Here is a 14,349-nt window from a genome sequence, read left to right as displayed (position 1 = left end):
GCGGCGGGACAGAGGGGCGGGGGGGGCCGGCTCGTGCCAGGCCCCCCAGGCACGCCCCACCCCCTGTGTCCCCCATGGCCGGCGCCAACCCGCCGGATCCTGTGAGCACGGAGCGGAAATCGTTTACTCACCAGGAACGTAAGACGCGGGCCGCGGGGTGTCAAGCCTGGACAACGTCGTCCGATGCGGGCAGACTTGCCGAAAGTTGCCTACTCAACGTGTTGAGTACTGTGCGTAAAGTGTCGATCTCTGGTGAATTCGCCCACAGATAGGGCACGAACCCGCACGAACCCGCACAGCCGCGCTGTTTCGGGTTAACCTGAGCGGCATGTCTGTAGCGCTGGAGAACATCCTCGCCAAGGCGGGTCTGAAGGTCGACGCGAACGAGTTCCTCACGCTCGTCGAAGACGCCGCGCGCAGACTGTCCCCACCGAATCCCGATCCCTCGCACTACTTCTCGGCCGATCAGCGCGCCGCGCTCACCGAGGTCGGCCTGGACCTTTCGCCGCGGCGGGAAGAGGAACCGGACTTCCGGGCGCGCACCGTCGCCGCCCACGCCGTGCTCGCCGAAGGCGCTCTCAGCGTCAACGAGGCCGCGAAGGCCCTCGGGGTCGACGACAGCCGCATCCGGCACCGCCTCAAGGAAGGGCGCCTGACCGGCTGGAAGGACGGCGGCTGGCGGCTCCCGGCGTGGCAGTTCGCCGGCTCGGGGGTGCTGCCCGGCCTGGAGGTCGTCCTCAAGGCCCTGCCCGAAGACCAGCCCGCGCTCGTCGTCGCCGCGTTCATGAGCACAGCCCAACCCGATCTGGTGATCAACGACCACCCGGCGACCCCGCGCCAGTGGCTCCTCTCGGGCGGTGACCCGGAGCACGTCGCGCGCCTCATCGCCACGCTCGGCTCGCCGTTCTAGGCTGGGCCTCCCCGAGCAAGATCACCGACAAGGACGGACCACCCCCGACCCATGGCCCGGCTACCGCTGCCGCCCGCCCGATCCGTCCTGGTCCGGCAGCTGAACCGCGCCAACGACGTGGTGACGGTCCAGCCCGCGACCAGGCTGGTACGGATCTTCACCGCGCACGGCAACCACCCCCAGCAGTGGAACTCGTTCCGCTACACCGGCCCGCTCCCGCACGGCCGGTTCGACCAGCAGCCGCCCGGCCGCGGCGGCGCGCCGGTCACCGATCCCGCGAACGGGGTCCTCTACTTCGGCCTCACCGTGCGCACGTCGATCGCCGAGGTGTTCCAGACCAGCTCGACGGTCGACCGCCGCACCCGCGGTCCCCGGCTGGTCGTCGTCCGCCCGACCCGCACCCTGCGCCTGCTCGACCTGACCGGCCTGTGGCCGACGCGGGTCGGCGCGTCCCAGGAGATCTCGAGCGGCCCGAAGAAGCTGACGCAGGCCTGGGCCCGCGCGATCCGCGCGGCCTTCAGCGACCTCGACGGCCTCTGGTACCGCTCGTCCATGGACTCCGGCGACCCGGCGATCTGCCTGTGGGACCCGCCCGCGGGCGCGGCCCTGCCGATCGCCCCGGACGTGCTGCTGCCGCTCGACCACCCCGGCCTGGACGTCCCGCTCGGCCGCGTCTGCGAAGAGCTGAACTACACCCTGCTGAACTGAGCTTCGAGCAGCGGGACGACCGCTCGCAGGTCACCGCCGTCGACGACGTGGGTGGCCGCGGCCCGGGCGCCGGCGTCCCCGTTGAAGGCGACGCTCATGCCGACGGCGGCGAACAGCTTCAGGTCCGAGCGGCTGTCCCCGATCGCGGCGCAGCGCTCCGGGGAGACGCCCAGCCCGGCCGCAACACCCAGCGCGAAGTCCCGTTTGCCGTACGCGTCGAGGTGCCGGGCGACGCGGCCGGTGTAACGGCCGTCCTCGACCTCGGGCTCCGTCCCGCAGTACGCGGCGAATCCGAACCGCCCGGCGAGCAGCCGGCCGACCGGCGTCCACGCGAGGGTGGTGAGGATCGGGCGCAGGTCCTGCGCGCGGCACCACGCCACCGTCTCGGCGATCCCGTCGACCAGCGGCAGTGTCTCGAGGTGGGCGCGGATCTCCGCCTCGGTGCGGCCGGCCCAGCCGCGGGCGTCGACCGTCGCCGTTTCCTCGTTCGTGATCCGGCCTTCGGCGTACGCGACCTCGGCGGCGACGAGCGCGTCCGCGCCGCCGAGCCGCGTGGCCACCCAGACCGACGAGGACGTGCCGGGCACGAGCGTGCCGTCGACGTCGAAGCAGATCAGGCCGCGCTCAGCCAAGTGTGCCCCGCGGGCAGACGAACCCGACGATCTCCGAGGCGATCAGCCCGGCCTGCTCGGCCGGGTCGGCGTCGAGGATCGCGCGTGTCTCCTCCTCCGACGTCCGGAAGAAGGCCACCCCGGTCACCGGCAGCGCGGCCGACGGCACCGGGATCGCGCCCGCGAGCCGCAACTTCCCGGCCGCCTGCTGGGCGCGGGCCGCCGCCAGGTGACGCGCCCGGAGTTCGAGAGCCATCTCGTCGGAGATCTCGTCGGCGCGAGGTCCCTTGCGGAACAGCACCATCCGCCAGGTCTCCAGTTCGAAGTCCACCTCGGGCACCGTCATGGGTACCGAGATTCGCAGGCGGCCGGGCCCGGGACAATACCGGCGCGGTTACAGGTGGCGGCCCCACCACTCCAGGATCGCGTCGAACCGCTGGACGCGGTGGCGCGGCCGGCCGGAGCGGGACAGTTCGTGGCCTTCCCCGGGGAACAGCACGAACTCCGCGTCCGCGCCGGCGCGCCGCAGCGCGACGAACATCCGCTGCGCCTGCTCCAGCGGGCAGCGCCAGTCCTGCTCCGAGTGCACCACCGCGAACGGGATGCGGATCTTGTCCGCGTAGCTGAGCGGGCTGCGGTCGCGCTGCACCTCGGGGTCGGCGCCGATGTAGGAGTCGACGAACGTGTAACCGATGTCGGAGCTGCCGACCATCGAGTCCCACGCGTTGACCGCGCGCTCGCTCCACGCGGCGCGGAAGCGCTCGCCGTGGTGTGCGGCCAGCCAGCTCGTCATGAACCCGCCGTACGAGCCACCCATGATCCCGACGCGCGAGGCGTCCAGGTCCGGGCGCTCCAGCGCCTTGTCGAGCAGAGCCAGGACGTCGTCGACGTCGACCGTGCCGAAGGCGTGCGTGATCGCGTGGCCGTGCTGCTGGCCGTACCCCGCCGAGCCGCGCGGGTTGCCGAGCACCACGGCGTACCCCGCGGACGCGTACACCTGCGCCTCGTCGAACACCGCCCAGTCCTGCTGGGTGAACGGGCCGCCGTGCACCACGCGCAGCACCGGGTGCGGGCCTTCGCCTTCGGGCAGCACCAGCCAGCCGTGCACCGGGTAGCCGTCCGGGGCGGTGGTCTCCAGCTCGAGGACCGGGCGGAGTCCTTTGTCCCGCAACGGCTTCGAGTAGTCGGTCAGCACCCGCGGGGCGGCCGGGGCGAGCAGCACGACCTCACCGGAGGTCTCCAGGGTGGCGACGACCGCCGCGATCACCGGGCCGTCCACGGTGAACGACCGGAGCGCGGAGCGGTCCGCGTAGACCACGGTCAGGTCGGCCAGCGGCGCGTCGGCGGCGGCGAAGGCGACCGCGCGCAGCTCCACCGCGCCGCGGTTGCGGACGGCGACGAGCACGTCGGCCTCGCGCGGCACCGGCGGGCCGGCCGAGCCCTCGCAGTCGACGGTTTCGATGTCGGTGAGGCGGCGGGCTTTCACCGGGCCGACGCCGAACTCCGGCGTCGCGGCATAAAGCCCCGTGGCCGCGGCCTCACGGTGGTCCTCAAAGGACTGTCCATAGTAGAACAATGTGCCGTCGGCACCGAAGGCCGGGCGCTCCGAGTAGCCCGGGCAGTTCACCACGACCTCGGGGTCGCCACCTTCGGCGGCGATCGCGCAGATGTCGCGCGAGTCGCTTTCGGCGGCGCCCCACTCCGGCGGCGCGGTGAAGACGATCCGGGTGCCGTCCGGCGTCCACACCGGGTGGGCCGGGTCGAACTCGCCCGACGTCAGGGGTTCCGGCTCGAGCAGTTCGCCGTCTTCGAAGGCCGCGACGGCGTCCACGGCGAAGAGGCGCTGCACGCGGTCGCGGAGGAAGCCGACGTCGTCGATCCGGTAGTCCATGCGCGTGATCCGGCGCGGGGCCTCGGCCGCCGGCTCGGGTGTCTCGTCATCGGCGTCCGCCGTGCCGTACCGGCCGGCTTCGGGCACCCGCGCGACGAACGCGATGCGCCGCGAGTCCGGCGCCCACACCGGCTCGCCGGCCCCGAGGTGCAGCGACGTCAGGCGCTGCGCGTCACCACCGTCGGCCGGCATCAGGTGCAGCTGCGGGCGGCCGTCGGCGTCCTCGCCGTCCCCCGCGCGGAGGAACGCCACCCAGCGCCCGTCCGGGGAGATCGACGGCGCCGAGTCGTGCGGACCGTGGGTCCACGCGGACTCGGTGCCGTCGAGGGACACCCGCCTCAGCGCGCTGTGCGCGGCGTTGGTCTTCAGGTCGGGGTGCTGCACCGCCGTCAGCAGCAGGTCTCCGCGCAGGGCGGGACGGCCGGGGACGACGAGGGCTTCGATGTCGACAGGGCGCACCTGTCCGACGGTACCCGAATCCTTTAGCTGTGCGAACGACTTTCGTAGGGCGTCACGCGGCCACCTGCTTGCGCTCGTCCCGCCGGGCCTTCGCCAGGCTGGCGACCGTGGTGATGGTGAGCACCACGACGATGACGGCGAGGGAGATCCAGTTGTTGATGTCCAGCCAGTCCGGCACCACGTGGTACTCGTGCAGCGCGTGCAGGAACAGCTTCGCGCCGATGAAGGCGAGGATCACCGCGAGGCCGTAGGTGAGGTAGACCAGCTTCGTCACCAGGCCGCCGAGCAGGAAGTACAGCTGCCGCAGCCCCATCAGCGCGAACGCGTTGGCGGTGAAGACGAGGAACGCCTCCTGCGTGATGCCGAAGATCGCCGGGATCGAGTCGACGGCGAACAGCAGGTCCGCCGAGCCGATGGCCACGATCACCAGCAGCATCGGCGTGATCATCCGCTTGCCGTTGATCTTCACGGTGTACTTGTGGTCGTGGTAGTCGTCGGTCACCGGGGCGATCTTGCGGACCTGCCGGGTGAGGGCGTTCTCGTGGTACTCCTCGTCCTCGCCCTTGCCGCGCAGCATGCTGACGGCCGTCCAGACCAGCACCGCGCCGAACAGGAAGAACACCCAGACGAACTGCTCGATCAGCGCCGCGCCGACCGCGATGAACACGCTGCGCATGGCGAGCGCGAGCAGGATGCCGACCAGCAGCACGCGGTGCTGGTGGATGGCGGGCACCTTGAACGACGCCATGATGATCATGAAGATGAACAGGTTGTCGACGCTCAGCGAGTACTCGGTGATGTACCCGGTGAAGAACTCGACACCCGGGTCGTGCCCGGCGAAGAACCACACGCCGGCGCCGAAGAGCACCGCGCACGAGACGTAGAAGATCACCCAGCGAGCGGCTTCCCCCGTGGTGACCGCGTGCGGCTTGTGATCGACGATGACCAGGTCGAGCGCGATGAGCGCGAGCAGGCCACCGATCGTGGCGATCCACAGCCACAGGGGGACAGTCATGGAACTTCAACCTCCGGATAGCGCGCATGAGCAACTAACCGGAGGTCTCTTCCGCCGGTGCGAACACCGGCCGACGGTGCCGGGGGCGCAGGGCCACCGTGCTGACGACACCGCCGCGAAGGAATACTCCCCTCACAGCGCGTCCAGTTTGCCGGTTATCCCCGCCCGAGCGCCAGCCGGAATCACCCACGTCACCGGGTTGGGCCTGTAATTTCGGTCACCTCGGTCCACCAGGTGGTCCCTGGCGTGTGATCGCTGTGAACCACGGGCAGCACTCTCAGCAACCCTCGAATAGGTTCACACCGTGCCCCGACTCCCGCTCCCGCGCACCCGCCGCGGCCGCCTCACCGCGCTCGGCGCCGTCGTGGTGGTGCTCGCCGCCGCGACCGTCCTCTGGGCGACGCGCGACACGGCCCCGCCCGCGGTGCCCACCCAGGACGCGCTGATCGACATGCCCGCCGCGCCCGGCTCGGCCGAGCAGGTCAAGATCGACACGACCACCTTCCTGCCCGCCACCGTGCCCGCGCCCGCGGTGCTGCTCGCGCACGGCTTCGGCGGGGACAAGACCAGCGTCGCCGACGACGCCCGCGAACTCGCGAGGAAGGGCTTCGTCGTGATGACGTGGTCCGCGCGCGGGTTCGGCAAGAGCACCGGCAAGATCGGGCTGAACGACCCGAACGGTGAAGTCGCCGACGCGAGCCGGCTGATCGACCGGCTGGTCGCGCTGCACCAGGTGAGCACCGACAGCAGCGGCGACCCGAAGGTCGCCGTCACCGGTGCGTCCTACGGCGGCGCGCTGTCGCTGCTGCTGGCCGGCACGGACAAGCGCGTCGACGCCGTCGCCCCGGTGATCACCTACAACGACCTCGCGCAGGCCCTGGTCCCGAACGCGGCCGCGCCGAAGGCGCCGACGGCGGGCACCCCGGCGGCCGGGGCGTTCGCGACCGACGGCGTGTTCAAGAAGAGCTGGGCCGGCATCTTCTTCTCGGCCGGTTCCGGGCCTGCGGCGAGCGGGTCGCCCTCGGCCGAGGCCCCCGAGGCCGGGCAGGAGACCGACACCGGATCCACCGGGACCGCCGCCGCGGCCGCCGTCCCGTCCGTGCCCGCGGGCGGGGGCGGCCCGCGCGCCGGCTCGGCCGACCCGTGCGGCCGGTTCACCGCCGCCGTCTGCCAGGCCTACACCGAACTGGGCACCACCGGGGCGTCGAGCCAGGCGAGCCTCGACCTGCTGCGCCGCGTGTCGCCGGTGTCGGTGACGAGCAAGATCACCGTGCCGACGCTGCTGGTGCAGGGCGAGAGCGACACCCTGTTCGGCCTCGACCAGTCCGACGCCACCGCCCGGCAGATCACCGCGGCGGGCGGCAAGGTCAAGACGATCTGGTACACCGGCGGCCACGACGGCGGGAAGCCCGGGCCGCAGCTGCGCGGGAAGATCGGCGACTTCCTCTGGGACGCCGTCAACGGCGGCGACCCCGGCACCGGGTTCAGCTACGACGTCCAGGGCACGTTGCGCGCCAACGGAACGCCGTCGGTGCGCACGGTCAACGCGACCTCCTACCCCGGTCTCACCGGCCCGGCCGCCGAGCGGCGGCTGCTGCCGATGACCGGCCCGGTCCAGCCCGTGGTGCGCCCGGCCGGCGCGAGCCCTTCGGCGGTGAGCGGGATCCCCGGGCTCAACGGCGTCGCGAGCAGCACGTCGCGGCTCGGCGCGCTGTTCAGCAGCGACCCGCCCGGCCAGGCCGCGCAGTTCACCACCGCGCCGGTGGACGGGCAGGTCGTCGTCAGCGGCTCCTCGACCGTGCGGCTGCAGGTGGCCGCCGACCCGGCCCACCCGCAGCCGGAAGCGGTGCTGTTCGCGAAGCTCTACGACGTAGGCCAAGACGGCTCGCGCGTGCTGCCGGCCAACGCCATCGCCCCGTTCCGGGTGAGCGGGCTGCCCGCCAACGGCACCCCGGTCGAGGTCACCGTGACGCTGCCGGGCATCGTCCGGCCGATCGAGGGCGGGCACTCGCTGCGGCTCGTCGTCGGCACCACCGACCAGGCGTTCGCCTCACCCGCCGCGCCCGCGGTGTTCCGGATCGCGCTCGCCGGCGGCGGTGCCGCGCTGGCGCTGCCGGTCGTGCCCGGGACTTCGGTCGGCACGCCCGCGCCGGTCGGGCAGCTCGTCGGCATCGCCGTCACCCTCGCGATCGCCCTCGCCGCCGTGCTCTTCGCGGCGCTGCGCCGCCGCCGGGCCGCCGACATCGACCCGGACCTGGCCGGCACCCCGCTGGTCATCGAAGGGCTGCGCAAGAAGTACCCGGGCGGGTTCGTCGCCGTGAACGACCTGTCGTTCCGCGTCGAGCCGGGCCAGGTGCTGGGCCTGCTCGGGCCGAACGGCGCGGGCAAGACCACCACGCTGCGGATGCTGATGGGCCTGATCACGCCGACCGCGGGCAGCACCCGCGTGTTCGGGCACAAGATCGCGCCGGGCGCGCCGGTACTCTCGCGCATCGGCTCGTTCGTCGAAGGGTCCGGCTTCCTGCCGCACCTGTCCGGCCGGGAGAACCTCCAGCTGTACTGGGCGAGCACCGGACGTCCCGCGGCGAAGGCGCACTTCGGCGAGGCGCTGGAGATCGCCGGGCTCGGCAGCTCGGTCGACCGCCGGGTGCGGACCTACAGCCAGGGCATGCGGCAGCGGCTGGCGATCGCCCAGGCGATGCTCGGCCTGCCGGAGCTCATGGTGCTCGACGAGCCGACCAACGGGCTCGACCCGCCCCAGATCCACCAGATGCGCGAGGTGCTGCAGCGGTACGCCGCGACCGGGCGCACCGTGGTCGTGTCCAGCCACCTGCTGGCCGAGGTCGAGCAGACCTGCACGCACGTCGTGGTCATGCACCGCGGCGCGCTGGTCGCCTCGGGTGAGGTCGGCGAGCTGGCCGCAGCCGGCGGCGAGGCGACGTTCCGGGTCGACGACCCGGCGGCGGCCGCCGCGGCGCTGAAGGCGATCGGCGGGGTCGGCACGGTCGACGTCGAAGGCGACCTGGTGCACGCCGACCTCGACGGGCTGCCGCGCGCCGAAGCCGTCGCGGCACTGGTCCGCGCCGGGGTCGCCGTGGAGCAGGCCGGGCCGCGGCGCCGGCTGGAAGACGCGTTCCTGCAACTGGTGGGAGACCAGTCGTGAGTGATTCAGGCGTCCACACGGACCCGCACGCCCTCGACGAGCTGAGCGACCTCGCGTCGAGCGAGCACGCCGGGGTCGGGCCGGACGGCGCCGTCGCGGGCTACTCCGCGCGGCGGACGCTCGGGCTCGGCGTCGAACTGCGGCGTCAGCTCAAGCGGCGGCGCACGCAGCTGCTGCTCGGGTTCGTCGCGATCCTGCCGTTCATCCTGGTGATCGCGTTCGAGGCCGGGCAGTCCAACCCGAACCGGCGCAGCGGCGGGTTCGTCGACCTGGCCACGGCCAGCGCGCCGAACTTCGTCGTGCTGGCCCTGTTCGTGTCGGGTACGTTCCTGCTGCCGATGATCGTCGCGCTGTTCTTCGGCGACACGATCGCGAGCGAGGCGTCGTGGTCGAGCCTGAAGTACCTGCTGGCGATCCCGGTGCCGCGGCACCGCGTGCTGCGGCAGAAGGCGATCGTGTCGGGGATTCTTTCGGCGTCGGCGCTGATCCTGCTGCCGCTGGTCTCGCTCGGCGTCGGGGTGATCTGGTACGGCGCGGGCGACGCGATCAGCCCGACCGGCGACGCGGTGTCCTTCGGCGACAGCCTGCTGGCCATCGCACTGTCCACTTTGTACATCATCCTGCAGCTGGCCTGGGTGGCCGGGCTCGCGCTCGCCCTGAGCGTGACGACCGACGCCCCGCTCGGCGCGGTCGGCGGCGCGGTGCTGGTGGCGATCCTGTCGCAGATCCTCGACCAGATCACGGCGCTGGAGGGCCTGCGCAACTACCTGCCGACGCACTACGGGTTCTCGTGGATGGACCTGATCTCCACCGACGTCGACTGGACGAACCTGGCCAGCGGCCTGCTGTCGGCGACGATCTACGGCACGGTGTTCTTCCTGTACGCCGGCCGCCGGTTCGCCACGAAGGACATCACGAGCTGAGTGGAACTTCAGCGGTGCGCGGACGTCGCCGTGACGTTCGCGGGCCGGACGCGCTGGGCGTCGCGGGCTGACCGGGCGGGCTTGGCAAGCACGGTACGGTCAGGCCGTGCCGATCACCGTGGAGAGCCAGTCCGACGTCGCCGTGCTCCGGATCGACCACGGCGGGGGCAACACCCTGGACACCGATTCGTGCCGGGACCTGGTGCTGCGTCTGGAAGAGATCGAACCGGCCCGCGCCGTCGTGCTCACCGGCACCGGCGGCATCTTCTCGGCCGGGGTGGACCTCAAGCGCGTCCACGAGGGCGGCGCCGCGTACGTGTCCGAGTTCCTGCCGCTGCTGTCGGACGCGCTGCTGACGGTGTTCGGCTTCCCGCGGCCGGTGGTCGCGGCGCTGAACGGCCACGCGATCGCCGGTGGCGCGGTCCTCGCCGCCGCCTGCGACCACCGCGTGCTCACCACCGGGCCCGGCCGGATCGGGGTGACCGAGCTGCTCGTCGGGCTGCCGTTCCCGCTCGCCGCGCTGGAGATCCTGCGCTGCGCGTACGGGACGACACCGCTGCCGTCGCTGACCTGCTCGGGCGCCACCGTCGGCGGCGAGGACGCGCTCGCCCGCGGCCTGGCCGACGAGCTCGCGCCGCCGGAGGAGGTCCTCGACCGGGCGGTCGCCATCGCGAGCCGGCTCGGCGCCCTGCCCGCCGAGCCGTTCGCGCACACGAAGGCCCAGATCCGCCAGCCCTACCACGAACGGATCGCGGAGTACCGCCACGCCGACGACCCCCAGGTCGAGCGGATGTGGCGGGCGCCCGGGGCGCTCGCCGCCGTCAAGGCCTACGTGGACGAGGTGCTGGGCCGCCGCGGCTAGATCGCCCGGACGCCGCTCTCGGCGAGCGACTTGATCCCCTCGACCGTCTTGCGCATGTTGTCCTGCAGCTCGCCCAGGCGCATCGCGACGATCTCCTCCTCGTGCTCGGGCATCGACGCGATGATCTTCGTCAGGTTGGACGGGCCGGGGCCGATCTGGGCCCACTGCCGCAGGACCGTGCCCTCGCCGTCCGGGACCAGCTCGAACTTCCACGACGCGGCCGGGTTCGCCACGTCCATCACGGCCCACGCGAACAGCCGCGCCGGCTCGTACCCGGTCACCGTCGACACCGTCTCCCACTCCCCCGCGACGGGGTGGGAGTTGCGGCCGCGGAACCGCGCGCCCAGGCCGGGCTCGTAACCTTCGACCCAGCCGCCGCCCTGGAACTCGGTGGAGAACCGGGACGGCAGGTCGATGTCCAGCAGCCAGCGCCAGACCTCTTCCGGGCGCGCGCCGACGCGCACCTCGACCTGGGTCGTCGGGCAGTCGGAAACCTTCATGGCGGACCCCTCGCTCGATGTCGGTACCTGCTGGTTCCGGACGTTAACGTGGCGCCGATCACCCGGACAACTCGCACGATGCCGGTGGCTGCGCACGGTCGAGGACGCCACCCGGTGGCCGCGCCACCCGCCGAAAGTCGGGTTCCCACCGGTTCTGCGCCCGGACAGCCGATTGCCGACACCGGCCGGTTCTGTGAGGGTCCCACCGAAGGTTCCGGAGCCGGGAGGGTGTTCCATGCGCAGACTGTCCACCGCGTGCACGGCGGTCCTGCTCGCACTGGCCGGGCTGGTGGGCCTGACCTCGCAGGCCGGTGCGGCGACCGACATCAAGGCGGCCCTGCAGCGGATCCCCGGCCTGACGATCGTCAAGGAGGACCCGGCGCCGGCGGGTTTCCGGTTCTTCGAGCTGACCTTCACCCAGCCCGCCGACCACCGCCACCCCGGCGCCGGCACGTTCCAGCAGCGGTTCACCCTGCTGCACCGCGACTTCGCCGCGCCGACGGTCGCCTTCACCAGCGGCTACAACGTCAGCACCGCGCCGAACCGGTCGGAGCCGACGCAGATCGTGAACGGCAACCAGCTTTCGATGGAGTACCGCTACTTCACGCCGTCACGGCCGGAGCCGGAGAACTGGGCGCAGCAGCTGACGATCTGGCAGGCCGCCGCCGACGAGCACCGCGCCGTGCAGGCGTTCAAGGCGATCTACCCGGGTAAGTGGCTGGCCACCGGCGGCAGCAAGGGCGGCATGACCGCGACGTACTTCCGGCGCTTCTTCCCCGGCGACGTCGACGGGACGGTCCCCTACGTCGCGCCCAACGACGTCATCGACCCGATCGACGTCTACAACAAGTTCCTCTCGCGCGTCGGCAACGATCCCGGTTGCCGCGACGCGCTCAAGGCCATCCAGCGCGACGCGCTGAAGCGGCGTGACGAACTCGGCGCGATCGCCGCCGTGGACGCGGCGAAGCGGGGGCTGACGTTCTCGATCGTCGGCTCGGCCGACAAGTCCCTCGAGATCTCGGTGATCGACTCGTACTTCGCGTTCTGGCAGTACCAGACGCAGGCGGACTGCGCGACGGTGCCGAAGCCCGGCGCGCCCGCGGCCGACGTCTACGCCTGGTACGAGCGGGTGGAGAGCCTCAACACCTACTCCGACCAGGACCTCTCGCCCTACATCCCGTACTACTACCAGGCCGCGGTCCAGCTGGGCGCGCCCGAGGCGTACGACGGCTACCTGCGCGACCTGCTGCGCTACCCCGGCGCCGACCAGCCGAAGACGTTCGTGCCGAGCTCGATCCGGCTGCCGCGCTTCGACTACCTGGCGATGCCGGACGTCGACTTCTGGGTGAAGTCCCGCGGCACGCGGCTGCTGTTCGTCTACGGCTCGAACGACCCGTGGGGCGCGGAGCCGTTCGAACTCGGTTTCGGCAGCCGGGACTCGTACCGCTACTACGTGCCGGGCGGCAACCACGGCTCGAGGATCGCCCAGCTGCCCGCGGCCGACGCGGCGGCGGCCACCGCGACGGTCCGGCGCTGGGCCGGGCTGCCCCCGGCGTCCGCGTCGGCCCTCAGTGCGCGCAGTGCGCCGGCGGGGTTCCCGGACTTCGACGCGGATCTGACGCTGTCGGGGCACCCGCGGTTGTGACCTAGCCGGCGGGCTCAGCCGCCGGCGGGTGACCAGCGGTGCAGGGCGAGCAGCAGCGTCAGGGCGATGGCGACGACGGCGTCGCTGAAGAAGACCAGCCGCGGCGGGGCCCGCTCAGGCTACTGGCGCGGATCTGACCCGGTCGGGGCGCCCACCGCGCTGACCTCCCCAAACCGGGTCGGCGGGCGTAGTCTCGCCAGACCTGTCGATCCGGTTTGAGGAGGCGAGCATGCCTCGTCCCGTCCACTTCGAGATCCACGCGGGCGACCCCGAGCGCGCGGTGGCGTTCTACACCACGGTGTTCGGCTGGAAGTTCGAGCGCTGGGGCGACATCCCGTACTGGGTGATCTCCACCGGCGAAGGCGAGGGAATCGACGGCGGCCTGGTGCCCCGCCAGGGCCCGGCCCCCGCGGAATCGGCCCCGGTGCACGGGTTCGTGAACACGATGGACGTCGCGGACGTCGATCACAGCCTGGACGAGGTGGCCCGTGCGGGCGGGACGTTGGCGCTGCCGAAGCAGCCGGTCCCGGGTGTCGGGTGGCTGGCGTACTGCAAGGACACCGAAGGCAACATCTTCGGCATGCTGCAGGCGGACGAACACGCGCCGGCGCCCGGCTGAGTTCAGGGCCGCTTGGCTTTGGGCAGCTTCTTCACGACGGCCTCGTAGGAGGCGTCGAGGAGTTCTTCCAGCTCGGCGTCGGGCACCCCGGCGCCGAGTTCGACGCGGTTCCAGCCGTAGCGGCCGAGGTAGTCCATCACGGTCACGGCATCGGGGTACCGCGCACGCAGTTCGGCCGCTTCTTCTTTCGTGGCCCCGCATTTCACGGCGACGCTGCCGGGTTCCTCCTGGCCGACGAAGGCGAACCCCTTGCCGCCGACCTTCGCGACGAGCACGTGGTCGCCGAACGGGTAGGTCTCTTCGGCACCGGGCATCCCGAGGCAGTACGCGACCACGGCTTCGATGTTCACGACCCGAGCTTCACCAGCTCGAGGTCGGTCTGCGGGAAGTCGTCGCCGATGCACAGCAACGGTTCCCGGGCGATCTTGGCGGTGGCGTAGCTGTAGCAGTCGCCCATGTTCAGCTTGGCCGGGTGATGCCCCTTCCCGTACTGCTTGAACGCTTCGATCGCCACGTCGGCGTGTTCTTCGGTGAAGGGGACGGTCGCGATGTGGTTGTCCTGGAGGAACCTGGCGAGCACCAGCCGGCCCCGCGCCCCGAGCCTCGTCGTGAGCACGATGCCGACCTCGACGAGAGTCGGCGCACCGATCTTGGCCGAGTCCGCCTCCGCGAGGCGCTCCTCGAGTCGTTCGTGATCCGGCTCCTGGCGCAGGATCGCCACAATGGCAGAGCTGTCGATGATCACACGCCACCCGGCCCGAACCCGAGAATGTCTTCCCATTCGTCCTTCGGGATCGGCTTCCCGAGTTCCTCAGGCGGGATCAACGGCCAGATCTCCTCTTCCAGTACCCGCCGCATCCGCTTCAGCCGCAGTTCGGCGTTGTCCCGCGCCACGAGCTGGTCGCGGCGCAGGCGCAGGGCTTCACGGACGGCACCGGTCTTGGTGTCGCCCGTGAGCGCTGCCACCTCGGCGGCCAGGCGCTCGGCCTCCGGGTCCTTGATGTTCATCGCCATGGTGTAATCATACCGACTTAGGTGTAAAG

The 14,349-nt window shown here is 71.7% G+C and carries 15 protein-coding genes; 7 read left to right on the top strand and 8 right to left on the bottom strand.

The annotated features are described in order from the left end of the window. Positions 1-328 precede the first annotated feature (328 nt). Positions 329-910: a DNA-binding protein gene (locus tag ACGFMK_RS32185; protein ID WP_392771201.1), complete on the top strand. Its 582-nt coding sequence runs from the start codon at positions 329-331 to the stop codon at positions 908-910. Between the two features lie 51 nt (positions 911-961). Next, a complete protein-coding gene (locus tag ACGFMK_RS32180; RefSeq protein WP_392771199.1) occupies positions 962-1,618 on the top strand; it encodes an RES family NAD+ phosphorylase in 657 nt (218 codons plus the stop codon). On the opposite strand, the gene ACGFMK_RS32175 is transcribed toward ACGFMK_RS32180, so the two are convergent. Genes ACGFMK_RS32175 through ACGFMK_RS32160 form a run of 4 tightly spaced genes read right to left on the bottom strand, consistent with a single transcriptional unit; the run spans position 1,600 to position 5,594 of the window. Further along, positions 1,600-2,250: an HAD family hydrolase gene (locus ACGFMK_RS32175; protein WP_392771198.1), complete on the bottom strand. Its 651-nt coding sequence runs from the start codon at positions 2,248-2,250 to the stop codon at positions 1,600-1,602. The two genes, ACGFMK_RS32180 and ACGFMK_RS32175, sit on opposite strands and share 19 nt — an antisense overlap. Continuing rightward, positions 2,243-2,575: a hypothetical protein gene (locus ACGFMK_RS32170; RefSeq protein ID WP_392771196.1), complete on the bottom strand. Its 333-nt coding sequence runs from the start codon at positions 2,573-2,575 to the stop codon at positions 2,243-2,245. The genes ACGFMK_RS32175 and ACGFMK_RS32170 overlap by 8 nt, the downstream gene beginning before the upstream one ends. Positions 2,576-2,623: 48 nt before the next feature. Further along, complete coding sequence (locus tag ACGFMK_RS32165) at positions 2,624-4,579, bottom strand: S9 family peptidase (protein WP_392771193.1); 1,956 nt, start codon at positions 4,577-4,579, stop codon at positions 2,624-2,626. A 52-nt stretch (positions 4,580-4,631) separates the two neighbouring features. Next, the gene (locus ACGFMK_RS32160) at positions 4,632-5,594 is read right to left on the bottom strand and encodes a TerC family protein (RefSeq protein WP_392771190.1); all 963 of its coding nucleotides are present in this window, start codon (positions 5,592-5,594) and stop codon (positions 4,632-4,634) included. A 304-nt stretch (positions 5,595-5,898) separates the two neighbouring features. On the opposite strand from ACGFMK_RS32160, the gene ACGFMK_RS32155 reads away from it, so the two are divergent. From ACGFMK_RS32155 to ACGFMK_RS32145, 3 genes are all read left to right on the top strand, one after another. Beyond that, entirely contained in the window at positions 5,899-8,757 is a 2,859-nt protein-coding gene (locus ACGFMK_RS32155; RefSeq protein ID WP_392771187.1) for an alpha/beta fold hydrolase, read from the top strand. Next, positions 8,754-9,680: an ABC transporter permease gene (locus tag ACGFMK_RS32150; RefSeq protein ID WP_392771184.1), complete on the top strand. Its 927-nt coding sequence runs from the start codon at positions 8,754-8,756 to the stop codon at positions 9,678-9,680. The genes ACGFMK_RS32155 and ACGFMK_RS32150 overlap by 4 nt, the downstream gene beginning before the upstream one ends. 106 nt (positions 9,681-9,786) lie before the next feature. Further along, positions 9,787-10,542 carry an enoyl-CoA hydratase/isomerase family protein gene (locus ACGFMK_RS32145; protein ID WP_392771181.1) on the top strand — a complete coding sequence of 252 codons (756 nt, stop codon included), beginning with the start codon at positions 9,787-9,789 and terminating at the stop codon, positions 10,540-10,542. Here the strand turns inward: ACGFMK_RS32145 and ACGFMK_RS32140 are convergent. Beyond that, positions 10,539-11,042 carry an SRPBCC family protein gene (locus tag ACGFMK_RS32140; RefSeq protein ID WP_392771178.1) on the bottom strand — a complete coding sequence of 168 codons (504 nt, stop codon included), beginning with the start codon at positions 11,040-11,042 and terminating at the stop codon, positions 10,539-10,541. The two genes, ACGFMK_RS32145 and ACGFMK_RS32140, sit on opposite strands and share 4 nt — an antisense overlap. Before the next feature lie 235 nt (positions 11,043-11,277). Between ACGFMK_RS32140 and ACGFMK_RS32135 the strand changes: the two genes are divergently transcribed. Then, positions 11,278-12,687: a S28 family serine protease gene (locus ACGFMK_RS32135; protein ID WP_392771175.1), complete on the top strand. Its 1,410-nt coding sequence runs from the start codon at positions 11,278-11,280 to the stop codon at positions 12,685-12,687. Positions 12,688-12,916: 229 nt separating this feature from the next. After that, a complete protein-coding gene (locus ACGFMK_RS32130; protein ID WP_392771172.1) occupies positions 12,917-13,306 on the top strand; it encodes a VOC family protein in 390 nt (129 codons plus the stop codon). Positions 13,307-13,308: 2 nt separating this feature from the next. Here ACGFMK_RS32130 and ACGFMK_RS32125 read toward each other — a convergent pair whose 3' ends face one another. The 3 genes from ACGFMK_RS32125 to ACGFMK_RS32115 are packed head-to-tail and all read right to left on the bottom strand — an operon-like array spanning position 13,309 to position 14,320. Continuing rightward, a complete protein-coding gene (locus ACGFMK_RS32125) occupies positions 13,309-13,656 on the bottom strand; it encodes an MmcQ/YjbR family DNA-binding protein (RefSeq protein ID WP_392771169.1) in 348 nt (115 codons plus the stop codon). After that, positions 13,653-14,051, bottom strand: coding sequence for a type II toxin-antitoxin system VapC family toxin (locus ACGFMK_RS32120; RefSeq protein ID WP_392771167.1), 399 nt, complete (start codon positions 14,049-14,051; stop codon positions 13,653-13,655). The genes ACGFMK_RS32125 and ACGFMK_RS32120 overlap by 4 nt, the downstream gene beginning before the upstream one ends. After that, the gene (locus ACGFMK_RS32115; RefSeq protein WP_392771164.1) at positions 14,048-14,320 is read right to left on the bottom strand and encodes a type II toxin-antitoxin system VapB family antitoxin; all 273 of its coding nucleotides are present in this window, start codon (positions 14,318-14,320) and stop codon (positions 14,048-14,050) included. Before ACGFMK_RS32115 ends, ACGFMK_RS32120 begins: the two co-directional genes overlap by 4 nt. Positions 14,321-14,349 lie beyond the last annotated feature (29 nt).

Source organism: Amycolatopsis sp. NPDC049252, from assembly GCF_043197175.1.
Classification (GTDB): Bacteria; Actinomycetota; Actinomycetes; order Mycobacteriales; family Pseudonocardiaceae; genus Amycolatopsis.
Note: the sequence above shows the minus strand (reverse complement) of the source record. Positions and strands in the feature narration are given on the sequence as shown.